At 68.2% G+C, this 24,804-nt stretch carries 22 protein-coding genes; 9 read left to right on the plus strand and 13 right to left on the minus strand.

The window, feature by feature from the left end; all coding sequences use genetic code 11:
- Positions 1 to 28 precede the first annotated feature (28 nt).
- The 5 genes from hrpB to DFR24_RS15075 form a co-directional block, all read right to left on the minus strand.
- Positions 29 to 2,551 (minus strand): ATP-dependent helicase HrpB, encoded by a 2,523-nt coding sequence (gene hrpB, locus DFR24_RS15055; protein ID WP_210772319.1) that lies wholly within the window; start codon positions 2,549 to 2,551, stop codon positions 29 to 31.
- Positions 2,548 to 3,252, minus strand: coding sequence for an MOSC domain-containing protein (locus DFR24_RS15060; RefSeq protein WP_210772320.1), 705 nt, complete (start codon positions 3,250 to 3,252; stop codon positions 2,548 to 2,550). Before DFR24_RS15060 ends, hrpB begins: the two co-directional genes overlap by 4 nt.
- A gap of 139 nt (positions 3,253 to 3,391) precedes the next feature.
- On the minus strand, positions 3,392 to 4,348 hold the full coding sequence (locus DFR24_RS15065; protein ID WP_133882210.1) for a tRNA dihydrouridine synthase: 957 nt from the start codon (positions 4,346 to 4,348) through the stop codon (positions 3,392 to 3,394).
- A gap of 11 nt (positions 4,349 to 4,359) precedes the next feature.
- On the minus strand, positions 4,360 to 4,959 hold the full coding sequence (yjgA, locus tag DFR24_RS15070; RefSeq protein ID WP_133882211.1) for a ribosome biogenesis factor YjgA: 600 nt from the start codon (positions 4,957 to 4,959) through the stop codon (positions 4,360 to 4,362).
- Between the two features lie 68 nt (positions 4,960 to 5,027).
- Positions 5,028 to 5,888, minus strand: coding sequence for an alpha/beta fold hydrolase (locus tag DFR24_RS15075; RefSeq protein ID WP_133882212.1), 861 nt, complete (start codon positions 5,886 to 5,888; stop codon positions 5,028 to 5,030).
- A gap of 103 nt (positions 5,889 to 5,991) precedes the next feature.
- On the opposite strand from DFR24_RS15075, the gene DFR24_RS15080 reads away from it, so the two are divergent.
- Complete coding sequence (locus DFR24_RS15080) at positions 5,992 to 6,759, plus strand: peptidase (RefSeq protein WP_133882213.1); 768 nt, start codon at positions 5,992 to 5,994, stop codon at positions 6,757 to 6,759.
- A gap of 154 nt (positions 6,760 to 6,913) precedes the next feature.
- Here the strand turns inward: DFR24_RS15080 and DFR24_RS15085 are convergent, their stop codons facing one another.
- A complete protein-coding gene (locus tag DFR24_RS15085; protein WP_133882214.1) occupies positions 6,914 to 8,137 on the minus strand; it encodes an iron-containing alcohol dehydrogenase in 1,224 nt (407 codons plus the stop codon).
- A gap of 127 nt (positions 8,138 to 8,264) precedes the next feature.
- Between DFR24_RS15085 and rpe the strand changes: the two genes are divergently transcribed.
- The 3 genes from rpe to DFR24_RS15100 all read left to right on the plus strand — a co-directional run bounded on the left by rpe (position 8,265) and on the right by DFR24_RS15100 (position 11,404).
- Positions 8,265 to 8,957, plus strand: coding sequence for a ribulose-phosphate 3-epimerase (gene rpe / locus DFR24_RS15090; RefSeq protein ID WP_133882215.1), 693 nt, complete (start codon positions 8,265 to 8,267; stop codon positions 8,955 to 8,957).
- A gap of 138 nt (positions 8,958 to 9,095) precedes the next feature.
- The gene (trpE, locus tag DFR24_RS15095; RefSeq protein ID WP_133882216.1) at positions 9,096 to 10,547 is read left to right on the plus strand and encodes an anthranilate synthase component I; all 1,452 of its coding nucleotides are present in this window, start codon (positions 9,096 to 9,098) and stop codon (positions 10,545 to 10,547) included.
- A complete protein-coding gene (locus DFR24_RS15100; RefSeq protein WP_133882217.1) occupies positions 10,544 to 11,404 on the plus strand; it encodes an alpha/beta hydrolase family protein in 861 nt (286 codons plus the stop codon). Before trpE ends, DFR24_RS15100 begins: the two co-directional genes overlap by 4 nt.
- Positions 11,405 to 11,417: 13 nt before the next feature.
- Here the strand turns inward: DFR24_RS15100 and DFR24_RS15105 are convergent, their stop codons facing one another.
- Positions 11,418 to 12,749: a hypothetical protein gene (locus DFR24_RS15105; RefSeq protein WP_133882218.1), complete on the minus strand. Its 1,332-nt coding sequence runs from the start codon at positions 12,747 to 12,749 to the stop codon at positions 11,418 to 11,420.
- A 179-nt stretch (positions 12,750 to 12,928) separates the two neighbouring features.
- Between DFR24_RS15105 and DFR24_RS15110 the strand changes: the two genes are divergently transcribed.
- From DFR24_RS15110 to DFR24_RS15130, 5 genes are read left to right on the plus strand one after another with little or no spacing between them, the layout of a single operon-like run.
- On the plus strand, positions 12,929 to 13,510 hold the full coding sequence (locus DFR24_RS15110) for an anthranilate synthase component II (RefSeq protein ID WP_210772321.1): 582 nt from the start codon (positions 12,929 to 12,931) through the stop codon (positions 13,508 to 13,510).
- Positions 13,511 to 13,550: 40 nt separating this feature from the next.
- The gene (gene trpD, locus DFR24_RS15115; RefSeq protein ID WP_133882219.1) at positions 13,551 to 14,591 is read left to right on the plus strand and encodes an anthranilate phosphoribosyltransferase; all 1,041 of its coding nucleotides are present in this window, start codon (positions 13,551 to 13,553) and stop codon (positions 14,589 to 14,591) included.
- A complete protein-coding gene (gene trpC / locus DFR24_RS15120) occupies positions 14,588 to 15,391 on the plus strand; it encodes an indole-3-glycerol phosphate synthase TrpC (protein ID WP_133882220.1) in 804 nt (267 codons plus the stop codon). Before trpD ends, trpC begins: the two co-directional genes overlap by 4 nt.
- Positions 15,388 to 16,479 carry a Gfo/Idh/MocA family protein gene (locus tag DFR24_RS15125; protein ID WP_162851233.1) on the plus strand — a complete coding sequence of 364 codons (1,092 nt, stop codon included), beginning with the start codon at positions 15,388 to 15,390 and terminating at the stop codon, positions 16,477 to 16,479. Before trpC ends, DFR24_RS15125 begins: the two co-directional genes overlap by 4 nt.
- Positions 16,479 to 17,627, plus strand: coding sequence for a Gfo/Idh/MocA family protein (locus DFR24_RS15130; protein WP_133882222.1), 1,149 nt, complete (start codon positions 16,479 to 16,481; stop codon positions 17,625 to 17,627). Before DFR24_RS15125 ends, DFR24_RS15130 begins: the two co-directional genes overlap by 1 nt.
- Positions 17,628 to 17,709: 82 nt before the next feature.
- Here DFR24_RS15130 and DFR24_RS15135 read toward each other — a convergent pair whose 3' ends face one another.
- The 6 genes from DFR24_RS15135 to DFR24_RS15160 all read right to left on the minus strand — a co-directional run bounded on the left by DFR24_RS15135 (position 17,710) and on the right by DFR24_RS15160 (position 24,667).
- Positions 17,710 to 18,921 (minus strand): glycosyltransferase, encoded by a 1,212-nt coding sequence (locus tag DFR24_RS15135; RefSeq protein ID WP_133882223.1) that lies wholly within the window; start codon positions 18,919 to 18,921, stop codon positions 17,710 to 17,712.
- Positions 18,922 to 18,964: 43 nt separating this feature from the next.
- Positions 18,965 to 20,368, minus strand: coding sequence for a lipopolysaccharide biosynthesis protein (locus DFR24_RS15140; RefSeq protein ID WP_133882224.1), 1,404 nt, complete (start codon positions 20,366 to 20,368; stop codon positions 18,965 to 18,967).
- Positions 20,369 to 20,563: 195 nt separating this feature from the next.
- Complete coding sequence (locus DFR24_RS15145) at positions 20,564 to 21,742, minus strand: glycosyltransferase family 2 protein (protein ID WP_133882225.1); 1,179 nt, start codon at positions 21,740 to 21,742, stop codon at positions 20,564 to 20,566.
- A gap of 43 nt (positions 21,743 to 21,785) precedes the next feature.
- Positions 21,786 to 22,589 (minus strand): WecB/TagA/CpsF family glycosyltransferase, encoded by an 804-nt coding sequence (locus tag DFR24_RS15150; RefSeq protein ID WP_133882226.1) that lies wholly within the window; start codon positions 22,587 to 22,589, stop codon positions 21,786 to 21,788.
- A 10-nt stretch (positions 22,590 to 22,599) separates the two neighbouring features.
- Positions 22,600 to 23,217, minus strand: coding sequence for a D-sedoheptulose-7-phosphate isomerase (locus DFR24_RS15155; RefSeq protein WP_133882227.1), 618 nt, complete (start codon positions 23,215 to 23,217; stop codon positions 22,600 to 22,602).
- A 124-nt stretch (positions 23,218 to 23,341) separates the two neighbouring features.
- A complete protein-coding gene (locus DFR24_RS15160; RefSeq protein WP_133882228.1) occupies positions 23,342 to 24,667 on the minus strand; it encodes an O-antigen ligase family protein in 1,326 nt (441 codons plus the stop codon).
- Between the last annotated feature and the right edge of the window lie 137 nt (positions 24,668 to 24,804).

The raw sequence follows: 24,804 nt of genomic DNA on the forward strand, positions 1-24,804 counted from the left end.
GCAGCGTCGAACGCCCGCCTTTTTCTGGTCACGTCCCGCGCGGCTTCGCCCGGTGCGTCGCCTGCGCCGCCCGCGGATCATCCGGCCATGGATGGCGCGGATACCGGCCGCGCAGGTCCTTGCGAACCTCGATGTAGCCGCGCTCCCAGAACCCGGCGAGATCTTGCGTGACCGCCACCGGCCGCTGGCCGGGCGACAACAGGTGCAACAGCACCGGCACGCGCCCCGCGCACACCGTGGGCGTCTGCAGGCAGCCGAACATCTCCTGCAGCTTCACCTCCAGCGTCGGCGGCGCGCCGGCCGCGTAGCTCAGCCCGCGGCGCTGGCCCGAGGGCACCGTGAGCTGCGTCGGCGCGAGCTTCTGCAGTTGCTGCTGCGCGGCGTAGTCGAGCATGCCGTTGAAGATGTCCGGCAGGTTCAGCGCGTCCAGGTGCGCGCGTCGCGTCACGCCGTCCAGGTGTGGCGCGAGCCAGTCCTCCAGCGTGGCGAGCAGCGCATCGTCCGAGACGTCGGGCCACGCGCCTTCCGGCTGCCAGGCACGCAGGCTCTGCACGCGCGCCTGCCACTGCCGCGCGGATTCGTTCCACGGCAGGCAGCCCAGGCCGAGGCGGCGGATGCCGGCGATCATCGCGGTGCGGCCCGCCTCGCCGGCGTCCGCGATGCGGCGCGCCGACAGCACGATCGCGCCCAGGCGCTGCTGCTCCTCGGCGACGACGATGTCCTGCTGCGCGTCCCAGCGCACTTCGCGGTGCGACACCAGGCGATCGGCGTGCGCGGCACGGACCGCGGCCTCGTCGAGCGAGGCGGCCAGGCGGATGCGCCGCGTCGCGCCCGGGTCCCAGTGCGCGATGGCCAGCCACTCCGCACGCGCGAGCGGATCGTTCTCCGGCAGGCGCGCCTCGCCGCCATCGGCGCACAGGAACGCCACCTCTCGTGCACCGCGCGGGCCGCCGGACGAGAGTTCGCGCAGGCCTTCGCGGCGCCGTGCGAGACGCTCTGGGAACGCCACCGACACGAGCACCGGCAGGCCGTCGTGATCGAGCGTCGATGCGCTGCGCGCCGAACGCGGTTCTTCGCCGAGCAGACGCAGGGTCTGCCGCACCGTCTCGTCGACGCGACGCCGCTGCGCCGGATCCGGACTGCCGGCCGCGAGTCGCGCCACGCGCTCGACGAGATCGGTCGATCCTCCGGGATCGCGCTCGTCGAGCGCTGCGGCGAGCCAGGCGCCGGACTGTGCGAGCCCGCGATCACGCGCCACCAGCATCAGGTGTGCGATGCGCGGCGCGGCGGGCAGCCGTGACAAGGCGCGACCGTGCGGCGTGATGCGGCCCGCGCTGTCGAGCGCGCCCAGCGCGAGCAGCAGGTCGCGCGCGTAGTTCCAGTTGGCGGCACTCGGACGGTCGAGCAGCGCGAGCTGCGCCGGATCGCCGGCGCCCCAGGAGGCGAGCTCGAGCGCGAAGCGCGTGAGATCCGCCGCGAGGATTTCCGGCGTGTCGTGTGCGGCGAGCGCGCCCTGCTGGTCCTGGCTCCACAAGCGATACACGACGCCGGGCCCGAGGCGACCGGCGCGACCGGCGCGCTGGTCGGCCGCGGCGCGCGATACGCGCAGCGTGTCCAGCCGGTTGGAACCGGCGCCCAGATCGAAACGCGCTGCACGCACGTAACCGCCGTCGATGACGGTGGTCACGCCTTCGACGGTGAGACTGGTCTGCGCGATGTTGGTCGCCAAAATCAGCTTGCGCCGGCCCTGCGCGTCCGGCGCCAGCGCGAGGTCCTGCTCGGCGGACGACAGCTCGCCGTACAGCGGACGCACGACCAGATCCTTCGCCGCAGCGCTCGACTCCACCTGCCGCTGCGTGCCGCGGATCTCGCGTGCGCCGGGCAGGAAAGCGAGGACATCGCCCCGCGTCTCCGCGAGCGCCCGCAGCACGCCGCTGGCCATCGCATCGTCCAGGCGCGCGTCCGGCTTCTGACCGAGATAGCGCAGGTCGACCGGGAACATCCGCCCGCTGGCCTCGATGACCGGCGCGCCGTCGAGCAGCGCGGCGACACGCGCGGTGTCGAGCGTCGCCGACATCACCAGCACGCGCAGCTCGGGCCGCAGGTTGGCGCGCGCATCGAGCGTCAGCGCCAGCGCGAGATCCGCATCGAGGCTGCGCTCGTGGAACTCGTCGAAGATCACCAGGCCCACGCCCGGCAACTCGGCATCGCTCTGCAGGCGCCGCGTCAGCAGGCCTTCGGTGACGACTTCGATCCGCGTGGCATTCGACACGCGCCGATCGAAGCGCACCTGGTAGCCCACCGTCTCGCCGACGGCTTCGCCCATCAGCTGCGCCATGCGCGCCGCCGATGCGCGCGCCGCGACGCGACGCGGTTCGAGCATGACGATGCGCTGATCGCGCAACCAGGGCTCGTCGAGCAGCGCGAGCGGCACCGTGGTGGTCTTGCCCGAGCCGGGCGGCGCCGCGAGCACGGCGCGCCCGTGTTCCGCCAATGCGCGCTGCAAGGCCGGGATCGCGTCGCGAACCGGGTAGTCCGGCAGCTTTCTCACGTCTCGTTTGTCCGCGCGCCGTCTGCCGGCGCGTTGTGATGCAGCCACAGCGCGCGGGCGCGAAAGCGTTCGGCCCAGCTGGGCTCGAGACCGGCAAGATGGGCGAGGCGCATCAGTTCGGCCACCGTCGGGCGATGCGCATGTGCCAGCACGTGGAACTCGCGCAGGCTCAGCGATTCGGGATGACGATCGAGCAGCTTCAGTTCATCGCCGCTGCGCACCGTGCCCGGCTCGAGCACGCGGTAGTACCAGCCGGCGAGTCCGTGCGCTTCGATGAAAAGCGCGATGCCTTCGAGACCGAAGCGCGCGTCGATCTTCCAGCACGGGCGGCGCGGCTGGCTGAGCTGGATGCGCGCGCTGCCGAAGGCGAACGTGTCTCCGATGAAGACGTCCCCCTCGTCGAGATCGGGCGTCGTGATGTTCTCGCCGAGCGCGCCGGGCACGAAGGCCGCAGCGAGGTCCGGGAATCGATCGGCCAGGCGGCGGTAGTTCGCGACCGGAAAGTGATGCAGCGCCTTCTCGGGTCCGCCGTGCACGCGCCGATCCGCTTGCTGGTCGCCTTCGAGCCCTTCGACGCCGACCTGCAGCGGGCCGGTGACGGCGTGCTTGAAGATGCCGGTCGTGCGGCTGTCGCCGGGCATCAGCTGCACGCGGCCGGTGTAGATCGCTGTGATCGGCGTGGAGAGCGTCGGTGCGGACATGTGGCAATTCTGCGATATGCGCCCAACCGTAGCCCGGACGAAGTCCGGGATGGTTTTTCACTCCGGCACGAACCCCGCGTCCGAGGGGCTCGGCTCCGGGACTTCGTCCGGGCTACGGTTGGGTTCGTGCCGGCGCCTCTCAATGCGTCCGCGACAACGCCGCAATCACCGCATCCAGCCGCGCGCAATCCGTTTCGGTCCGCACCGCGATGAACAAACTCTCGGCCTGCACGTAGTTCTGCCGCAGCCAGCATAGCCACTGCTTGAGCCGGCCCGGCGCCTGCTTGTCCGGCAGCTTGGCGCGCACCTGCGCCCAGAAATCCTGCACGAACGGCACGAGTTCTTCCCAGCGCATCGGCTCGATCGACTCGCCCTTCCGGGCCGCCACGATCTGCCGCGCGAGATCCGGCCGCGCGACGAGGCCGCGGCCGAGCATCAGGTCCTCGACGCCGCTCATCTCGCGGCAACGCTTCCAGTCGTCGACGTTCCAGACCTCGCCGTTGGCGAACACCGGCACCTTCACGGCGTCGCGCACGCGCGCAATCCACTCCCAGTGCGCCGGCGGCCGGTAGCCATCGGTCTTGGTGCGGGCATGCACGACGATCTGCGCGGCACCGCCGTCGGCCAGCGCCTGCGCGCAGGTCAGCGCCAGATCCGTGTCCTCGTATCCGAGGCGCATCTTCGCGGTGACCGGGATCGCGTCGGGCACCGTGCGCCGCACCTCGATCAGGATGCGATTCAGCAGCTCGGGTTCCTTCAGCAGCACCGCGCCGCCGCGTGACTTGTTCACGGTCTTGGCCGGGCAACCGAAATTCAGGTCGATCACCGGCGCGCCGAGCTTGCAGGCCAGCGCCGCGTTGTCGGCCAGGCAGCTCGGATCGGAACCCAGCAGCTGCACGCGCATCGGCGTGCCGGCGCGCGTGCGGGCGCCGTGCTTGAGCTCCGGTGCGAGGTGATGGAACACGCGCGGCGGCAGCATCGACTGGCTGACGCGGATGAACTCGGTGACGCACCAGTCGATGCCACCGACGCGCGTGAGCACGTCGCGCAGGATGTCGTCGACCAGCCCCTCCATCGGCGCGAGCGCGATCTGCATCGGCCAGACGCCTACTGGGCGGATTCGTCGTCCGCGTCGCCGCCCGCCGCCGGCTCGCGCGCGCTGCGTTCGGCATTCTTCAGCGTCGTGCGCAACATCTGGAACAGGTCGCGGTAGAACCTGCTCTTGCCCAGCGCGGCAACACCGTCGGGATTCGCTTCCTGGGCCGCGGCGATCTCGCGTCGGGCATTGCGCACGAGGACGCGCAGCGGCTGGACCTCGGCCTGCGGGTGCGCCTTGATCCAGTCGGTCAGCGCGGCATCGTCGGCGAGCAGGCGCTCGCGCCACTGCTCGGCCTCGGCCAGCAGGCGCGTCTCGCCGGCGCGGATCTGGTGCAGGGCGACGCGCAGCGGCTCGGATTCTCCCTCGCGCAGCAGCTTGCCCAGGTACTGCATGTGGCGGCGCTTGGCCTCGCGCGTGGGCATGCGGCCGTGTTCGCGCAGCGCGGCGCGGACCTTCGGGTCCATCGGGATGCCGTCGAGCTGGGCGGCCGACAGCTTCAGCAGCTCGGTACCCAGGTCCTGCAGGTCGTGCGAGTCCTGCTTCTGCTGGGTCTTGCTGGGGCCGTCGTAGGCCTCGGCTGCGTCGTCGTAGCGCGATTGGCGGGGCATGAACTAGGGCCTGGGCGCGGGTGCGGCCGGTATCGGGCCGCGCACGATACTCCCCTCGCGGCGCGACTTCAGCCTGCGAAGAACTCGGTCAGCCGCGCGGCCAGGGCTTCCGGGGCCTCGAAATGCAGCATGTGGCCGGCGTTCTCGATCTCCACCTCGCGGTGATTCCGGAACAGCGCGCGCCGGCGCGCGATCTCGCCGGCGGGCAGCGTCCTGCGGAATACCGAGCTGCCGCCGTCGATGAACAGCGTCTCGGCCGTGATTCCGGCCCAGATCGCGTCCGAGTCGGCCTGCAGGTAGGTGCGCGGCATGTTCAGCAGGTGCCGAGGATCCGCCTGCAGCCGCACGCGGCCGTCTTCCTCGAGCTTTCCCCAGCAGTGGGCGATGAACAGGCAGCGCTCGACATCCAGGTGCGGATGGCGCTTGTGCACGCGACCCGCAAGCTCTTCGAAGGAACGGTACGACGGCGTCTCGGGCGGGTGCTGCAGCGCGTCCAGCCAGCGCCGGTAGGCGGACACGATTTTTCGGGAATCGCCGTCCGGCAGCGCCAGACCGTCCAGTACCGCGAGCTTGGCGACCCGCTCCGGGCGCAGACCGGCGAAGTGACAGACGGCCGTGGCGCCCATGCTGTGGCCGGCCAGCAGGATCGGCCGCCCCGGCGAGTAGTGCTCGACCAGCGCGTCGAGGTCCGCCACGTAGTCGGCAAACCAGTAGCCGTCCTCGGGCCATTCGGATTCACCGAAGCCGCGCCAGTCCGGCGCCAGCACTTGCAGCTGCGGCGACAAGCGCTCCGCGACCGGCGTGAACGTGGCCGAAACATCCATCCAGCCGTGGCAAAGGAATAGCATCGGCGCATCGACCGGACCCCATCGCCGCACGTGGTAGCGCAGGCCGCGGACGCTGACGAATTCGGAACGCGAAAGGTTCATGGTCCAATTAATACAAGACTGGCGCGCAACTTGCTGCGGTTCTGCGCTCGCGTCGGGTACCCTATTTCGCCAGAACGTCGCATAAAAATCCCGCCCCCCGCTCATGACCTACTGTTGTGCCATCAAGGTCGACGACGGCCTCGTCTTCGCAGGAGACACCCGCACCAGTGCGGGCGTCGACGACGTGCGGACGTACAACAAGCTCCATGTCTTCGAACGTCCCGGACACCACGTGTTCGTCGTGCTGTCCGCCGGCAACCTCGCAACGACGCAGTGGATCGTGAACGCGCTGCGGCGCGACAACGACAATCCGGATGCGCCGCAAAGCCTGTCGATGATCCGCCACATGTACGACGCGGCGGATTACGTGGGCGGCCTGTCGGTGCGCGCGCAGCGTGAATCCGCGCAGACCGCCGGTCAGACCGCGACGAACGTCGATTTCCGCACCACGCTGATTCTCGGCGGCCAGGTGGTGGGCGAAGAACCTGCGCTGTACCTGATCTACCCGGAAGGCAACTGCATCTCGGCCTCGCCGGAGACGCCGTACCTGCAGATCGGCGAGAACAAGTACGGCAAGCCGATCCTGGATCGCATCATCCGCACGCACATCTCGCTGGAAGAGGCCGCGCGCTGCGCGCTGGTGAGCCTGGATTCCACGATGAAGTCGAACCTCACGGTCGGCCCGCCGCTGGACCTGGCGATCGTGCCGCGCGACGCGCTGCGCATCACGCACAAGCTGCGGCTGGACCTGGATACGCCGTACTACGCGGCGCTGAAGAAATCCTGGGGCGAGAACCTCGAGCGGATCTTCCGCGAGCAGCTCCCGAAGTTCGATTGGGAACCGGATCCCGCGCAGCAGCAGATGCTCTGACGCGGTTGTAGCCCGGGTGCAACCCGGGGTTTCCTCGATGTGAGAGCAGCGGCCCCAGGTTTCACCCGGGCTACGTCGCTATCTCGTAGCCCGGACGAAGTCCGGGGTTTCCCTCGAATACGGAGCGCAACCCCGGACTTCGTCCGGGCTACGGTTACGCGGCCTGCGGCAGCATTCCGCGGATGAAGGCCTCGCACACCGGCTTGTCCATGTAGCGCGGCACGGCATAGAACCAGTAGGCCTCGCTCATCGCCTTGTCGGCGATGGCCGGGATGTCGGATTCCTTGAGCTTCTCGACCTGCGTGGGAATTCCGAACTCGGCATTGAGCGCACGCACGTGCGCGATGAACGCATCGGCGAGCTGCGCCTCGGTCTCGCCGCCCTTCTTCAGGCCGCTGACCTCGGCGAGCCGCGCCAGGCGCGGCGTGCATTCCGGCTTCGAGTAGTCGAGCACGCGCGGCAGGATGATCGCGTTCGCCAGGCCATGGGGCACGTGGTAGTAGGCGCCGAAGTTGTGCGCGATCGCATGCACGTAGCCCACGCCGGCGGTGGTGAAGGCCACGCCCGCCTTGAACGAGGCCAGCGCCATGTTCTGGCGCGCCTGCACGTTGGTCGGGTTGCGTACCGCTTCCTGCAGGTTTTCCATGATCAGGCGCGTCGCGTCGAGCGCCTCGGCGTCGGTGGCCGGCGTCCAGTTGCGCGAGATGTAGGCCTCGACGGCGTGCGTCAGCGCATCCATGCCGGTGGCCGACGTGATCGCCGCGGGCAGGCCGGTCATCAGCGCGCCGTCCAGCGCGGCGCCGATGGGGACGAGCTTGGGATCCATGATCGCGAACTTGCGCGTCGTCGACGGATCGGACACGACCGCGGCGACGGTGACCTCGGAACCCGTACCGGCAGTGGTCGGCACCGCGTAAAGCGGCATCGGCTTGAAGAACACGCGCAGCAGGCCGGCCATCCAGGTGATCTTGTGCGGGTTGGTGGCGCGCGCCGCGATGACCTTGGCCGCGTCGATCGACGAGCCGCCGCCGATGGCCAGGATCGCGGTGCAGCCTTCACGCCGCAGCATCGTCAGCCCGGTCTCGATCTGCTCGATCGTGGGATTGGGCATCACGCCGTCGTAGACCGCGGTGCGCACGCCCAGCTCGTTGAGCTTGTCCAGCATCGGCTTGAGCAGGCCGATCTTCATCAGCATGCCGTCGGTGACCACCAGCAGGTTGCGCACGCCGGTCTTGCTGGCGATGTGCTCGCAGAGCTGCAGCGACGATCCGGGACCGTTGAACAGTTCCGGGGTGCGGAAGGTCAGCACCTTGGTCGACCACTTCAGGAGGAATTGCCAGATCTTGAAGAAGAAGACCTTGAGTTCGAACGGGATCATGGATGCCTCGTAACCGTGAAGAGGGCGGTATTGGCTACTTCGGCAAACGGTCGGTCAATAGCTGTGATGACCCTGTTTGGGGGCGCTGCGGCTTGAGGCCTCCCGCCCCAGCCCTCAGACTTCGCGAATGTCACGCTCCCCTCTTGCTCCGCTGATTGCTCCTTCGATCCTTTCCGCCGACCTGGCCCGGCTCGGCGACGACGTCGCCAAGGTGGTGGCCGCCGGTGCCGACTGGGTCCATTTCGACGTGATGGACAACCATTACGTGCCGAACCTGACGTTCGGGCCGTCCATCTGCGAGGCGCTGAAGAAGTACGGCATCAAGGCGACCATCGACGTGCACCTGATGATCGAGCCGGTCGACGCGCTGGCGCAGCTGTTCGCCAAGGCCGGCGCCGACGTCATCACCTTCCACCCGGAAGCCACGCGGCACGTGGATCGCAGCCTGCAGGCCATCCGCGACGCCGGCTGCAAGGCCGGGCTGGTGTTCAACCCGGCCACCCCGCTGGACGTGCTGACCTACGTGCTCGACAAGGTCGACGTGGTGCTGCTGATGTCGGTCAACCCGGGCTTCGGCGGGCAGTCCTTCCTGCCCTCGGCGCTGAAGAAGCTGGCCGATGCGCGCGTGCTGCTGGACCGCCATCGCAGCGAGACCGGGCGCGAGGTGAGGCTGGAAATCGACGGTGGCGTGAAGACCGACAACATCCGCGCGATCGCGGCCGCCGGCGCCGACACCTTCGTCGCCGGCTCGGCGATTTTCGGCGCGAAGGACTACGCGGCTACAATTGCCGCGATGCGCGAACAGATCGCGCTGGCGTGAGAAGCCGGGAATCGGGAATGGAGAATCGGGAATCGTTGGCTGCGGCGTACCCCGCGCTACCTCGTCGTCGCTGGCGACGGGGTGCGTGGTGCGCTCGCCTGCTCTGTGACGATTCCCCATTCCCGATTCCCGATTCCCATGACTGAATACAACCGCGTCGCGCTCACGCGCGAACTGCCAGGCGACCTGGCCACTCCGGTCAGCACCTACCGCTGCCTCGGTAACCGTCCCTACACCTACCTGCTGGAGTCGATGCACGGTGGGGAGCGCTGGGGCCGTTACTCCTTCATCGGCCTGCCCGCGCGCGAAGTCATCCGCCTGCGCGGCAACCAGGTCTGTGTGGAGGTCGAGGGCAAGGCGGTGCTCAACGTCGAGTCGACCGACCCGATGGGCTGGCTGCGGGCGCACACCTCGCGCATCCGCGTCGAGCCGAACCCCGCGCTGCCGCGTTTCTCCGGCGGTTATGTCGGCTACTTCGGTTATGACTGCGTGCGTTACTTCGAGCCGCGGCTGAAGGCCGAGAAGCCGGATCCGCTGGGTACGCCCGACGTGCTGCTGATGCAGTCCGACGAACTGGTGGTGTTCGATTCGCAGCGCGCCACGCTGACCCTGGTGGTGCACGCCGATCCGTCGTCGAAGGCGGACCTGGCGCGCGCGGAGAAGCGGCTCGACCAGATCGAGAAGCAGCTCACCGAGGGCGCGCAGGACGCGCCTGTCGCCGCCAAGCGCGCGAGCGCGGGCAAGCCGGTGATACCCGACTTCGTGTCGAGCTTCGGCGAGGAGAAGTTCAAGCAGGGCGTGGAGCGCATCAAGGAATACATCGCCGCCGGCGACGTGATGCAGGTGGTGCCCTCTCAGCGCCTGAGCGCGCCGTTCACGGCCGAGCCGATCGATCTGTACCGCGCGCTGCGCCGGCTCAATCCCTCGCCCTACCTGTACTGCCTGCACCTGGAAGACCACCACGTGGTCGGCTCCTCGCCGGAGATCCTGGTGCGCGTGGAGAACGGCGAGGTCACGGTGCGGCCGATCGCCGGCACGCGCGTGCGCGGCAAGACACCCGAGGAAGATCGCGCGCTCGAAGTGGAGCTGCTGGCGGACCCGAAGGAACTCGCCGAGCACCTGATGCTGATCGACCTGGGCCGCAACGACGTGGGCCGCGTGGCCGAGGTGGGCAGCGTGAAGCTCACCGAGAAGATGGTCATCGAGCGGTACAGCCACGTCATGCACATCGTCAGCAACGTGACTGGCAAGCTGAAGCCCGGCCTGGATGCGCTGGCCGCACTGGCCGCGACGTTCCCCGCCGGCACGCTCAGCGGCGCGCCGAAGGTTCGCGCGATGGAGATCATCGACGAGCTCGAGCCGGTCAAGCGCGGCATCTACGGCGGCGCTGTGGGATACCTCGGGTGGGACGGCAATATGGATACAGCCATCGCCATTCGCACGGCGGTGCTCAAGGACGGCCAGCTCCACGTGCAGGCCGGCGCCGGCATCGTCGCCGACTCCGATCCGCAGTCCGAGTGGAACGAGACCATGAACAAGGCGCGCGCCGTCATGCGTGCCGCCACGGAAGCCTCCGGCGCGTCGTCGTGACGGCGCCGCAGGACTTCGAGGTCACGGCCGGCGACGGCCATCGCTTCGGCGGCACGTTGTTCGCTGCCGCGTCGCCGACCGCGCCGCTGCTGATGTTCATGCCCGCGATGGGCACCCGAGCGCGCTACTACAAGACCTTCGGCGCCGCGATGGCGGCTGCCGGCGTGAGCTTCGCCTGCTTCGACTGGCGCGGCATCGAGACCAGTTCCCTGCGCGCCTCGCGCAAGGTCGACTTCGGCTACCGGCACCTGGTGGAGCAGGACTTCGCGTCTGCGGTCCGCGCACTTCGCGAACGGCTGCCGCAGGCGCCGCTGTGGATCGGTGGGCACAGTCTCGGCGGACAGTTGTCGGCGCTGTATTCCGCGCGTGAGCCGCAGGACGTCAGCGGCGTCGTGCTGATCGCCAGCGGCAACGTGCATTTCCGCGGCTGGAAAGGCGTCGGCGGCTTGCGCATCCTGGGGCTCACGCAGAGCGCCACGTTGATCAGCCGGATCGTCGGGCACTTCCCGGGCAAGCAGCTGGGCTTCGGCGGCCAGGAAGCGCGCGGCGTGATCCGCGACTGGGCGGCCACCGCGCGCGGCGGCCGCTACGTCGTTGCGGGCTCGGCCACCGACTACGAGGCGGCGATGGCGCGGCTGGAAAAGCCGGTGCTGGCGCTCGGCTTCACCGGCGACACGCTCGCGCCCTACGGCTCGACCGAGCGGCTGCTGTCCAAGCTGCCCCGTTGCCGGCGCACGCATCTGCGCTGGACCGCGGCCGACAGCGGCGGCGTCGCGCTCGACCATTTCTCCTGGACCAAGCGACCCGATCTCGTGGTTCCGACGGTGGCGGCCTTCGTGCTCGCCGACGCGAGGTGAACCCGTGCTGGCCTCAGCCCGTCAGCCAGGGCGCGATCAGCATCACCTGCTTCCAGGTCCAGCCCGAGGCCGTCACGGTCTCGCGCAGCGGAATGCGCATCTCGTCCACGTCGAAGCGCCATGTGTAGTGCAGCGGCGGCTGGCCCGGCTTGCGGCCCAGCTGCAGGCCGAACACCGTCTCGCTGCTGCGCTCGAAGAAGGTGATGCCGCGCTGTGCCTGGAAATTCAGCGACGCGGTTCCGTCCCAGCCCGCCGAAACATCGAAGCTGGCGCTGTACTCGAGCACGCGCACCGTGTGGTCGCTCTCGTCCAGCCGCAGCCGATAGCGGAACACGCGGTTCACGTGCCTCACGCGCGCCAGATCCAGCCAGGTGGCGTCGTCGAAACGCCAGTCGACGAGAACTTCGTCCGGACGCTCGGCAGGGCTGACCTTGATCGGCAGATCGGCCCGGTTGAGCGCGAGGAGCTGCGCCTTCAGCAAGGCAGCCGGGCGCGTGGCGACGCCGGCATCGGGGCCATAAGTCGTCGCGATGCTCGACGCGCGGAAGAAGAACAGCACGATGACCAGCGTGTAGAGGACCATTCCGGCCAGCCATCGCGGCCAGTGCCGCTCCAGACCCAGCGGATCGCCCGGTGCGGTGACCAGCCCGGAGCTCTTCGGTGCCGCGACCGGCGCGGGCTTCGCCGCATCCCTGGCCGCGAAATGCTGCTGCAGCGTCGCCTCGTCGGGCGCCGTGGCCTGCAGCAGTTCGCGCCCTTCGCGACTGTTCCAGACCGTCAGCCCCTCGGCCCGCATCTCCCTGATCCAGCCCTCGCGGTGACCGAGGCGTGCGGGCTTGGATGCCCCGCCACGCAGCTCGGATTCCTGCAGCGTCTCCTCGGCGACGGCCTCGTCCACGAACACCGTGCGCCACGTCGTGACCCGGTCGGACCACATCTCGAAGACGGAGGACTCCGCGCCCTTGCGCAAGGCCATCGGCTGGCTCGCCAGAAACTTCGGGACGGCGGCGGCCGACGGGCTTTCGGCCGCACCTTCGGAAGCTGTGGTCCCGCTCGAACTGGAGGACATCCAGGCCTGCGGCCCGACCCACAGCAGCACGCCCACGAAGGGCAGTACGAAGAACGCCCAGAAGCTGCCGAAGAAGATCAGTCCGCGGCGATCCGGCATGACGAACATGGCCAGCCCCGCCACGACCGGCACCACCAGCAACATCACGGTGACGACGATGGTGACGGCCTGATCGGCGCGCCCGGTCCGCATCCAGGTCACGCCCAGGACCAGCGCGGCCACGAGCAGGTAGACCGCGATCACGATCAGCGTCCCCAGCGTTCCGCGTTCTGCCATGGCCAACCCCCGTTTTCCCGCACCGATCCTAGCGTGCTGCCCTGGCCGCGCTATCCAGCACACCGTCCTTGGTCCGATAATCGCCTACCGTATTCACGGCTTCAGTCGATATCGCGGCGCTTCCCCTCGCGTCCGGACCGTCTCTTCACTGCACACCCGATTCGCACGCCCGGCTCGCCATGATCCTGATGATCGACAACTACGATTCCTTCACCTACAACCTGGTGCAATACCTGGGTGAGCTGGGTGCCGAGGTCGAGGTGCATCGCAACGACCGCATCAGCGTCGACGAAGTCGCCGCCAGGAAGCCGAGCCACGTCGTGCTGTCGCCGGGTCCCTGCACGCCCAACGAGGCCGGCATCTGTCTCGACCTGATCGACCAGCTGCAGGGACGCATCCCGCTGCTGGGCGTCTGCCTGGGCCACCAGGCGATCGGGCAGGCCTTTGGCGGCGTCGTGAAGCGCGCACGCGAAGTCATGCATGGCAAGACCAGCCTGGTGCACCACCGCAGCCGCGGCGTGTTCAAGGACCTGCCGACGCCGTACACCGCGACTCGCTACCACTCGCTGATCGTGGATCGCGCCGGCCTGCCGGACGACTTCGAGATCACCGCCTGGACCGAGACCGCCGACGGCGAGATGGACGAGATCATGGGGCTGCGTCACCGCACGCTGCCGATCGAAGGGGTGCAGTTCCATCCCGAGTCGATCCTCACCGAACACGGCCACCAGTTGCTGCGCAACTTCCTGGAGGGTGCATGAGCACGCTGCAGGACAGGACGCGATTTCACGAGGGCATCTCATGAGCGTGCAAAAAGCGCTACGCAAGCTGGTCGAGCGTGAATCCCTGACGCGCGAGGAAATGAATCTCGCGATGCGCGATGTCATGACCGGCGTCGCGACGCCGGCGCAGGTCGCGGGCTTCCTGATCGCGCTGCGCATGAAGGGCGAATCGGTGGACGAGCTCATCGGCGGCGTCGAGCTGATGCGCGAACTGGTGACGCCGGTCCCGGTGCACGAGGAATTCCGCAAGCACCTGATCGACACCTGCGGCACCGGCGGTGACAAGTCGGGCCTGTTCAACATCTCGACCGCGGTGGCCTTCGTCGTGGGCGCCGCCGGCGGTCACGTGGCCAAGCACGGCAACCGCTCGGTTTCCGGCACGTCCGGCAGCGCCGATGTGCTCGAAGCGGCGGGCGTGAAACTGGAGCTGCCGCCCGAAGCCGTGGCGCGCTGCGTCCATCGCATCGGCGTGGGTTTCATCTACGCGCCGGCATTCCATGCCTCGATGAAGCACGCCATCGGTCCGCGCCGCGAGATGGGCGTGCGAACCATCTTCAACCTGCTGGGGCCGCTGACCAACCCGGCCGGCGCCAAGCGCCAGGTCGTCGGCGTGTTCCATCGCGACTGGCTGCGCCCCGTCGCGCAGGTGCTCAAGGAACTGGGCAGCGAACACGTGATGGTGGTGCACAGCGAGGACGGCCTGGACGAGATCTCGATCGGCGCGCGCACGCATTTCGCGGAGCTGCGCAACGGCCAGATCCACAGCGGATCGCTGATGCCCACCGTGCTGGACATGGAGATGGGTGACATCTCCGGCCTGAAGGTCGACGGTCCGCTGCAGAGCCTGGCGCTGGTCCGCGCGGCACTGAACAACGTGGCCGGACCGGCGCGCGACATCGTCGTGCTCAACGCCGCCACCGCCTTGTACGTGGCGGGCCTGGCCGAGGACGTGCGCTCGGGCGTGACCCTGGCCCGCGACACGCTGGCGACCGGCAAGGCAGCACAGAAACTGGACGAGCTCGCCTCGTTCTCGCAGGACCTGGGAGCCGTCGCGGCGTGAATGACATTCTGGAACGCATCCTGACGCGCAAGCGCGAGGAAGTAGCACTACTTCGCAAGCAGCACACCGCCGCATCGCTGATGCAGCTGGCGCAGGCGCAGAGCGCACCGCGCGGATTCTGCGCCGGCCTGCGCGCCATGGCCGATGCCGGCAAGCCCGCGGTGATCGCGGAGATCAAGCGCGCCTCTCCGAGCAAGGGCCTGATCCGTCCGGACTTCGATCCCGCCTGGATCGCCGGCGAGTACGAACGCGGCGGCGCCGCCTGCCTGTCGATCCTCACCGACGAGGATTATTTCCAGGGCTCCGCGGACGACTTCAAGGCCGCCCGCAACGCAACCGCGCTTCCGGCGATCCGCAAGGACTTCATCATCGACGAGCTGCAGGTGATCGAGTCGCGCGCCATCGGCGCCGATTGCATCCTGCTGATCGCCGCGGCGCTGCCGCCGGCGCGCCTGTCCGTGCTGCATCGCACGGCGCGCGAACTGGGCATGGACGTGCTGATCGAAGTGCACGACCGCAGCGAGCTCAACGCCGTGCTCGGCGCCAAGCTGGGACCCGGCCTGCTGATCGGCATCAACAACCGCAACCTGCGCAGTTTCGAAACGCGCCTGGAGACCACGCTCGACCTGCTGCCCTGGCTGCCGCCGGGTCACGAGGTGGTCACCGAGAGCGGCATCGGTACACCCGCCGACGTGCAGCGCATGCTGGCCGCCGGCGTGCAGCGTTTCCTGGTCGGCGAATCGCTGATGCGACAGCCGAACCCTGGCGTCGCACTCAAGAGACTCGTGGCCACCTCGTGAATGCCCCGGCGGGATCCGAAGCACGGCCGATCCGCTGGGGGATCTTCGGCACCGGCTGGGTCGCCAGCGCCTTCGCCGAAGGCCTGGGCTACGCACGCGACGCAAGGCTCGTCGCCGTGGCATCGCGCAGCACGCTGAGCGCCACCGCCTTCGCACAGCGCTTCGGGATTCCCACCGCGCACGGCAGCTACGAGGCGCTCGCCGCGGATCCCGACATCGACATCATCTACGTCGCCACGCCCAACGAGCATCACCGCGACCATTGCCTGCTCGCGATCCGCGCCGGCAAGGCGGTGCTGTGCGAGAAGCCCTTCGCGCTGGACGGCACGCAGGCGCACGAGATCGTCGAGGCGGCGCGCGAGCACGATGTGTTCTGCATGGAGGCGATGTGGTCGCGCTGTTCGCCTGCGTTCAAGCAGGCGCTGGCGCAGGTTCGCGACGGGCGGCTCGGACCGCTGCTGCATCTGGATGCGCAACTCGGTTTCGCCAAGCAGCCCACGCCCGGCAACCGCCTGTTCGAAGGCGCGGGCGCCGGCGCGCTGCTCGATCTCGGGGTCTACACGCTTGCGCTGGCGCAGGCCGTGTTCGGCAATCCGACGCGCATCAGCGCCAGCCGCATCCGCACGGCCGAGGGCGTCGACGAACACGTCGACATCCTGCTGGGCTACGAGAACGGCTGCAGCGCGAGCCTGAGCGCCAGCCTCTCCACGACCTTGTCGAACTCGGCGCGCCTGCATGGCCGCGAGGGTGTGCTCGAACTGCACGCGCCGCTGTACTTCCCGGAGCGCTACAGCTTCGTGCCGGTGCACGCGGCCGGCGAACCTGCGCCTATATCGCCGAGCGTCGTACGGCGATACAGGCAGCACCCGCTGCTGCGATCCGCGATGGATCGCCTGCGCGGTTGGCGCGATGACCTGCGCAAGGACTCGAAGCCGTTCTATCCCGTCGGCACCGGCTACACCGTCGAGGCAGAGGAAGCGATGCGTTGCCTTCGTGCGGGCGCGAAAGAAAGCGCGGACGTGCCGCTGACGGATACGCTCGCCGTCATGGAAACCATCGACCACATCCGCAGAGCCTGGATCGTCTGATGCGTATCGCGGTGATCGGATGCGGTTACGTGGCGGACTTCTACATGGCCACGCTCGCAAACCATCCCGAGCTGAAGCTGCAGGGCGTGCACGATCGCGACGCTGCGCGTGCGAAAGCCTTCGCTGCGTTCCATCGCATCGAACGCATCTATCCGGCGCTCGACGACGCGCTGGCGGATCCGCAGGTGGAACTCGTCGTGAACCTGACCAATCCGTCGAGCCACTACGCGGTGTCGCGTGCCGCGCTCGAAGCCGGCAAGCACGTCTATTCCGAAAAACCGCTGGCGATGCAGCTCGAACAGGCCGAGCACCTCGTCGCGCTCGCCGAGCAGCACGGCCTGCAAGTGAACAGCGCGCCGTGCAGCGTCCTCAGCGAGACCGCGCAGACGCTGTGGAAGGCATTGCGCGAGAACCGCATCGGCACGCCGCGGCTGATCTACGCCGAACTCGACGACGGCAACGTGCCGCGGCGCGACTACCAGAACTGGATCAGCGCCAGCGGCGCGCCGTGGCCGGCGAAGGACGAATTCGAAGTGGGCTGCACGCTCGAGCACGCCGGCTACTACCTCACGTGGCTGACCGCGTTCTTCGGCCCCGCCACCCGCATCACCTCGTTCGCCCGCAACGTGCAGCCGGACAAGGGCATCGCGCTGGACGTGCAGACGGCGGACTTCGCGACCGCCTGCGTGGAGTTCGCCAGCGGTCCCGTGGCGCGCTTCACCTGCAGTCTCTACGCGCCGCATGATCATTGGCTGCGCATCTTCGGCGACGAGGGCACGCTGGCCACGCAGAACGTCTGGGACTACGGCTCGCGCGTGACGCTGGCCACGCGCAACCGCTTCACCGGCCGCGCCGAGAAATATCCGACGCTCGCCCGTCTCGTCGGGCTGGGACCGGCCACGGTGTCGCTCGTGCGCAAGCGCCGCTTCGAGTACCGCACCAAAGGCAGCAACCCGATGGATTTCTGCCGCGGCATCGCCGAGACGGCGGCGGCGGCGCGCGAAGGCCGTGACAGTCGCCTGTCGTCGCGCTGGTCACTGCATGTGAACGAACTGGTGCTCGCGATGCAGCACCCGGAGCGCTACGGCGTCGTGCGCGAAGTGAAATCGCGCTTCGAGCCACTCGCCCCGATGCCCTGGGCCTCGTAGCGTCGTAGCCCGGACGAAGTCCGGGATGGCTGTTCGAGATCGCTCATCGAGGCGTTCACCCCGGACTTCGTGCGGGCTACGCTCAGGCGTCGAACATCGGTACTTCGGTCAGCGCCTTCTCCAGCACGCGCTGGATGTCGACCTCGTCCTGGTGACGCTGCCACACCGCTTCGGCGAATGCGTTCCAGCCGGCGCGATCGCGCAGCGCCGACCACTCGACGAGCCGTTCGCGAAACGTCTCCGGCTCGAAATGATGGAAGTCGCGCGTCGCGACCAGGCTACTGCCGCGCACGCCGAACTGCGTGGACATCACCGGCAGGCGCGCGGCGATGTACTCGAACAGCTTCACGTTGGCGCCGGAGCCCCAGGTCACCGGGTTGAGGCCGGCGTCGGCGACGGCGAAATACGGGACGATCTCCGGCACGCGACCGGTCGCGATGATGGCGCCTTCGCGCCATGCCGACCGCGACATCGTGCCCAGCACCAGGAAGCGGACGCGCCGCGCGGCAAGGAACGCCGCGTTGTCGGCGTTGAACTGCCGGAGCCAGGCCAGGGCATCCACATTCGGCTGGAAGCCGCTGCCGCTGAACACGAACACCGTCTCGTCCTGCGCGATGCCGAGCTCGGTGCGCAGCGCCTCGCGCGTGCCCGGCGGCGATCGGTACGCCGCCGGATCCACGGCGCAGCCCACCGGCGTCAGGCGGCATCGTCCGGCCGGATCGTGTGCCGCATAGAACGCATGATCGTCCGCCGCGCAGGTGAAGACACCGCGATACCGCGTCGGCACCGCCGCATCGAGCCGCTTGATCGCGGCAGCAAAGATGCGTTCGCGCCGTCGTCCTTGCTCGAGAAGCCGATGCTCCATGTTGTGGCTCAGCAGCAGCCACGGCTTGCGACGATCGAACGGCGGCACCGGCATCGACCACGGCATGTCGCTGACACAGACGTCGGCCCACTCCAGCACCTCGCGCAGCCGGCGCGGCACCAGGCCCAGTCGCAGCACCAGCGGCACCCACACGCGCGGCAAGCCGAATACGCGCGTCAGCGCCTGCGCGATGCCGAACGCGAGACCCAGATGGATCTCTTCGGTCAGGTTCGTCTCGATCGTGTCGATGCGATACCGCGTCTTGCCGCGACTCCGGTAGTCGTCGCGCCGGCCGGCGATGGCGTAGACGCGCACCTCGTGCCCGAGCCGCGCGAGCGCCTTGGCGAACACGGCTGTGCGCAGCTGACCGCCGGTCTCGGCGGGGAAGATGCGGAAGCTGGAGAGGATCGCGATCTTGCGAGAGTTCACGCGAGGGGCGCCTTCAGGCGAATGATGGAGAACACGACGGCCTTCATTCGTCGACCTTCTGAGGGTGGGATGCCTCTGCGGCACGATACTGCCGCATGCGCTGCATCAGCAGCAGACTGATGCCGACCAGGAACGTCAGTTCCCCCGCGGCAGTACCGATGATGGCGCCGGGCGATCCCAGCAACGGCACCCCGATCCACATCGCCCCCAGCGCCACGATGGCCGACAACGCGGAGAGCCAGGCCAGCGGGCGGAACATCTCCATGGCCAATGCGGCCCCCTGCAGGATGGAGTGCGCGGTCGCGAACAGCGCGTGAAGGGCCCACAAAACGAGCAGGATATCGGCCTCCGGAATGTCGGCCTTCATCAGGTCGCGCATGATCCAGTGGCGCAGGACCCAGAGCACTGCGAGGTAGATCAGGTCCAGTACCATCAGGGCGGCAATCAGGATCATCAGCTTCCGCATCAGGCTCGGCAGCCCTTCCTGATGAAGCCAGCGGGCCGCGTTGGGCAGCAACATCACGCCGACGCCCATCATCAGCAGCGAGATCGGCATCAGCATCAGCCGCACCGCGTTGACGTGGGCCACGGCTTCCACCGACAGCACCGAGGCCAACGTGTAGTTGAACGACTGGCTCTGCACCCAGTAGATGGACGCGCCCACCGTGGCCCAGATCCCCAGTGGTCGCATCGCGCGCCAGATCTCGCTCGTTTCCGCGCGATCGCCGCTGGCAGGTACCGCTCCGATTCCGTCCGGAGCGACACGCCGTTGAGCGATCACGGCGAGGCCCGAAGCAGATCCGATCGCCAGCACGGCCCAGGTCGAGGCGTCGCCCGGCGCGATGACCGCGAGGCCAATCAGCGTCAGCAAGCTGACGACGTAGACGCCGTCGACGATCAGCAGAAGCCGGACGCGGCTGCCGATCGTCAAGGCTTGCCGCGACAGTTCGCGCAACAGGACCAGCGCACCGGAGACGGCGCCGGCGGCGATCAGCCCGGCCATCGCCGCCGACCACAGGCCTGCCGCGAATCCCCCGAGCGGAACGGTGAGCACGACCGCGGCCAGGATCGCCACGTAACGCCGCTGATCACGCCGGATCAGCGCCACCATGCGATCGCGATCGGCGTCGGGCCTGCGCGGCGCGAGCACCGACAGCGGCCCGTTGACCCACGCACCCTGCGCGGTGGTCAGCAGCGCGATCGAGACCTGCACCAACACGAAATATCCGTATTGCTCGGCGCCCGCGAACCGCAGCAACAGCAGCGACACGACGAAGTTCGCCGCCGAGAGCATGGCCTGCGCCATCACGCCGCCGCCGAAGATGCGCGCGACGCGGCTGCCGGCGAGCCGTCGGAGGGTCGCGTTGGCCACGGTCAGCGGAGCCTGGCGCGCGCCGCGGACCGTAGCGGGCTGACGCACGCAGTGCAGACGCAGCCGTGCGAACACGCAACGCAACCGGCTTCAGCCCGGGCCTCTGGCGGAACAAGGGACGCGGCGCAAGGATTCATGGGCACCCGAAGTTTGGCACGGGCTGCGGCGGCGCCTCGCCGGCGAAGACAGCGCAAGGACGGCGCAGATCGGCCGGCGACACGCGCGGCGCACCCGGCGGACGAGACAGCGGATCCAGCCAAAGACCCTCCTTCACTCGTCACGCTCGGTCCGTACCCAGGCCTTCGATGAAGCGCGCCGACGCAACACCAACGACAGCTTCCAGAGCACGTATACCGGTGCTGCCGCCAGATCGAGCCATCCGCGTGCGCCCAGCCCGCTGAGACTCACGCCGCGCGCGACGTGCACGACGAGAACCGCGAGCGGCAAGCCCGAGAGGAGCGCCGTAACGGGCATGACGACGCCCAGCACCCACAGCAGAACGGCGCCGAGGGCCAGCAGGATGGCGCCCAATCCGAAGTAGCCCAGCGGCGGCGTCAGCACATCGGCGGCCAGGTCGAGCAGCAACGCGCTGCGCCCGCGCACCGCGTCCCGAAGCAGCGGGCCACCTTGTGCACGTGCGAACTCGAAGCGGCCGCCCTCCCATCGCTGGCGCTGCGAACGTGAGGCCTTTTCGCTGGCGACCATGTCGGCGCGGACTTCGGCTTCGTCTGCATACCAGACCCGAATGCCGGCCCGCCCGAGCGCTACCCCATATTCCAGGTCCTCGACGCGCGAGAACGCGTTGTGCGGAACCCGCCGAAGCGTGTCGAGCGCGAAGCACATGCCGTTGCCACGCAGTCCGCAGGACACGCGCAATCGCTCCCGGCCCCGTCCGCGCAGCCGGTGGAAGATCGCGAGCGCGAGGGTGACCAGACGCGTGCGCCAGGATGCGCGCGGATTTCGCACGCCGTAAAAAGCCTGGACCGCCTGCGCTCCGAGCTGGATGCGGCCAGCGAATGCGCGGAGCAGACCAGGATCGACGTCGGTATCCGCGTCGACGACGACGACCGCATCGCACCAGCCCTCGGCAATCGCCTGGTCGTAAGCCACCTGCAGGGCGTATCCCTTTCCACGCAAGCTTGCGTGGCTGCGCTCGGTCACTTCTGCGCCTGCGGCGCGTGCGATGGCCGCGGTGTCATCGCTGCAGTTGTCCGCAATCACGTGCACGCGCCGGGCTTCGGCAGGCCATTCGAGCGCGAGCAGGCTCTTCACGGTCCGGCCGATTCCTCCGGCTTCGTCGTGAGCCGGAACGACGAGCAGGAAACGGGTCCGCGGATCTGCAGATGGCGGAGGCTGCGGGCGACCGCTGAGCAAGGTCAGCAGCAGCAGGTATGCCCCGATCAGCAGCAGCGGCGTGGCGACGACCAGCAGCAGCGCATCGATCAGCAAGTGGATGTCAGCCCGACTTGGAATCCGGACACGGGCATGGCGCTCACCGGTCCGCCGCGGTCGACAGACCCAGACGCTGCTTGAGGACCAGCCAGAGGAACGGCATGTCGTCGACCAGATAGCGCCGCCACAGGCGCCGTGGCTCCTTGAGCAGACGGAACAGCCATTCGAGTCCGATCGCACTCATCCACTGCGGTGCACGCTGGATGTTGCCGGCCTCGAAATCGATCGTCGCGCCTATGCCCATGAAGATGCGCACGCCGGGCATCCGGTCCCGGTGCGCCATGATCCATTTCTCCTGTTTCGGAGCGCCCAGGCCGACCGCCAGCACACTGGCGCCCGAGCGATTGACGGCCTCGACGATCGCCTCGCATTCGTCCGCATTCCGCTCGAAGCCGAAGCTCGGAGAAAGAGCGGCGATCACGACGTCGCTGCCCAGACGCCGGTTGATGCGTCGCATCGCCTCCGCGGCGACACCCGGCCCCGCGCCGAGCAGGAACACGCGCATCTCGGGGTTGCCGCTGTGGTGCTCGCAGAACGCGGGGAAGAAATCCGAACCCGAGATCTTCTCCTGCAGTGGCGTGCCGAGAAAGCGCGATGCCAGCTGCACGATCTTGCTGTCGCAAACGCGGAACTCGGCACGATGAAAAACGTCGTGGAACTCACGGTCCTTGCGCATCCGCATGATCAGGTCGACGTTGGGCGTGAACAGAACACCACGCTCCAGACGCTTGAACAGTTCGGCCCGCGACACGTTCTGGACGCTCGCCCCCAGAATGTCGACGGCCGGCAACGGCGCCAGTCCGTCGCTGTGCGCGGCCCCTGCGGAGCCGGATACGGTACTCATCGAAGATGCATCACGCCCCGGCGCCCGGCTTCGGCTTGTGTGTCGCGCCCCAGAGCGCTTCTTCGACCAGACCGCACACGATGTGCCCGATCAGGCCGTGACCTTCCTGTATGCGCGGCGTGTGCGTGGAAGGCACGGCAATGGCGTGATCGCAGGCCTCACGAAGCCGCCCGCCCGCGCCGCACAGCGCGACGCTGACGATCCCCATGTCCTTGCACGACTCGACCGCACGCAGCACGTTCTTCGAGTTGCCGGAAGTCGAGATGCCGATGAAGACGTCGCCGCGACGGCCATTGGCCTGCAGCTGGCGCGAGAAGACCTGCTCGTAGCCATAGTCGTTTCCGATGGCCGTCAGCATGGAGGTATCGGTCGTCAGTGCAATCGACGGCAGGCCGGGCCGGTCGAACTCGAATCGGCTCACGAACTCGGCCGCGATGTGCTGCGCGTCGGCAGCGGAGCCGCCGTTGCCGGCGAGCATGACCTTGTTGCCCTGGCGTAACGCCGCCTCGATCAGGTTTGCGACGTCGACGATCGATTCGAGCAGGCGCTCGTCGGACAAAATGCCCTGCTTGACCGCAATGGATGCGGCCACCATCTCCCTGACGGCTGCGACGGTGCTGGCGCTCATGATGCGGCTATCGAAGTGACCCGGTGCCCAGCATACCGCCGTGCGGCAGGATGTTTGCGCCCATTGCGCCGGATGCGCTGCGCCAATGCACGCGATTCGGCGGCGAAGCCTTCGTCCGACCGCTCTAGCCGCGCGGTGCGGTCCCGGAAGCGGGGGGCGCCCCGATGGAGCCGCTCCGGGATGCGGCTACCGGCGCTTCGGAGCCTGCCTTTTGCAAAGCCAGCTGACGCTTCTTCGCCCTGAGGTTCGCCGCATGCGCGAACAGCAACCGGGATATCTCGACCGACGCATACATTCCGACGAGGTGGGCGGGGGCGATCAGGAAGAACCAGCCGCTCTCCGTCGTGTTCGCCAGCACCACGTAGACGAACAACGGCAGGTGCAAGGCGAAATGATCGCGGCTGATCCGGGCCAACCGAACCAGCGAAACGCAATACCAGCCGAGGAAAAAGATCAGCAGCGCCAACCCGACCAAGCCGAGTTCGTTGGCCACGTCCAGGTAGCCGTTGTGCCCGTTACGGACGGCCCAGCCGACCGCAGCCCGGACGCGGGCTTCGCCGGCGTCGGCACCACCCCAGAAACTATTGAGCCCCGTACCCAGGATGGGCCGGTGTTCGATCTCCAGGATCAACGCGTCCCAGATCTCCTTGCGACCCGAGAACGTTCCGTCCTTCCCGAAATACCGGCCGATGAAACCCAGGTAGGGCGTCGCCACCGCGATGTAGATGCCGATCGGCAGAACCACTGCGAGCGCGCCGATGATGAGCTTGCGGGTTCCGGCGCGCAGCGAAATCCGGGGCCGCAGGAGCGCCACAACACCGGCGCAGGAAATCATGGCCAGAAGAAGCGAGGTCGAGCTGCGGGATTTCACCACCGTGAACAGGCACAGGGCGAAACCGGCGGCCGCTATCACGGCGCGCGCTCTGCGCGACGCCCACAGATACGTCCACAGGATCATCCCCACCGCCGAGAGCTGCCCCAGCCCGTTCTTCTGGTAGGTGACACCCAGCCAGGCGTCGCGCAGCGATACATCGGTGCCCGAATGGACGCCGATGGCCGGATAGAAGACGGCCGTGAAGATGGAAGCGACCAGCAGGATGTTCACGGCAAAAGCCAGCCGGCTTTCGAAGCGGCCCGGATGCCAGCCCGAAAGGCTGAACGCGACGGCGATCATGGAGACGCCGATGACGCTGATCGCCTGCGTCAGCACGAATACCGCGCTCGGGGCCCACAGCGCGCTCAGCAGGCACCATCCAAGCAGGAGGATCATCCCGGGATTGATGAACGGCAGCATCGCCATGAAGAGCTGGGCCCGGGCCGCGACGATGGCCAGGGCTATCGCCAGCAAGGGGCTCCACTTGTCCCGGAAACCGATCCCGATCAGATCCCCGTGCAGAAAGGCGTAACTGAATCCGACGATCCAGATGGCTGATGCAAACCAGCTGCTCAAACAGCTCGCCCCTGGAAGTGCACGGCCTGCCCCTGCAAGACGCGCGGATGGATCTGCGCTGGGGATGATCGCGGCAAGCTCATTGATCGAATACTAGCCGCGGGCGCATCGACCCGCGACCGGCATTGCCAGGAGCG

This window comes from Panacagrimonas perspica, assembly GCF_004364935.1.
Lineage (GTDB): Bacteria > Pseudomonadota > Gammaproteobacteria > Nevskiales > Nevskiaceae > Panacagrimonas > Panacagrimonas perspica.

Coding starts and splice junctions, on each gene's coding strand:
- DFR24_RS15060 (WP_210772320.1), bottom strand. CDS start 3,252: ATGTCCGCACCGACGCTCTCCACGCCGATCACAGCGATCTACACCGGC.
- DFR24_RS15065 (WP_133882210.1), bottom strand. CDS start 4,348: ATGCAGATCGCGCTCGCGCCGATGGAGGGGCTGGTCGACGACATCCTG.
- yjgA (WP_133882211.1), bottom strand. CDS start 4,959: ATGCCCCGCCAATCGCGCTACGACGACGCAGCCGAGGCCTACGACGGC.
- DFR24_RS15075 (WP_133882212.1), bottom strand. CDS start 5,888: ATGAACCTTTCGCGTTCCGAATTCGTCAGCGTCCGCGGCCTGCGCTAC.
- DFR24_RS15080 (WP_133882213.1), top strand. CDS start 5,992: ATGACCTACTGTTGTGCCATCAAGGTCGACGACGGCCTCGTCTTCGCA.
- DFR24_RS15085 (WP_133882214.1), bottom strand. CDS start 8,137: ATGATCCCGTTCGAACTCAAGGTCTTCTTCTTCAAGATCTGGCAATTC.
- rpe (WP_133882215.1), top strand. CDS start 8,265: ATGTCACGCTCCCCTCTTGCTCCGCTGATTGCTCCTTCGATCCTTTCC.
- trpE (WP_133882216.1), top strand. CDS start 9,096: ATGACTGAATACAACCGCGTCGCGCTCACGCGCGAACTGCCAGGCGAC.
- DFR24_RS15105 (WP_133882218.1), bottom strand. CDS start 12,749: ATGGCAGAACGCGGAACGCTGGGGACGCTGATCGTGATCGCGGTCTAC.
- DFR24_RS15110 (WP_210772321.1), top strand. CDS start 12,929: ATGATCCTGATGATCGACAACTACGATTCCTTCACCTACAACCTGGTG.
- trpD (WP_133882219.1), top strand. CDS start 13,551: ATGAGCGTGCAAAAAGCGCTACGCAAGCTGGTCGAGCGTGAATCCCTG.
- DFR24_RS15130 (WP_133882222.1), top strand. CDS start 16,479: ATGCGTATCGCGGTGATCGGATGCGGTTACGTGGCGGACTTCTACATG.
- DFR24_RS15150 (WP_133882226.1), bottom strand. CDS start 22,589: ATGAGTACCGTATCCGGCTCCGCAGGGGCCGCGCACAGCGACGGACTG.
- DFR24_RS15155 (WP_133882227.1), bottom strand. CDS start 23,217: ATGAGCGCCAGCACCGTCGCAGCCGTCAGGGAGATGGTGGCCGCATCC.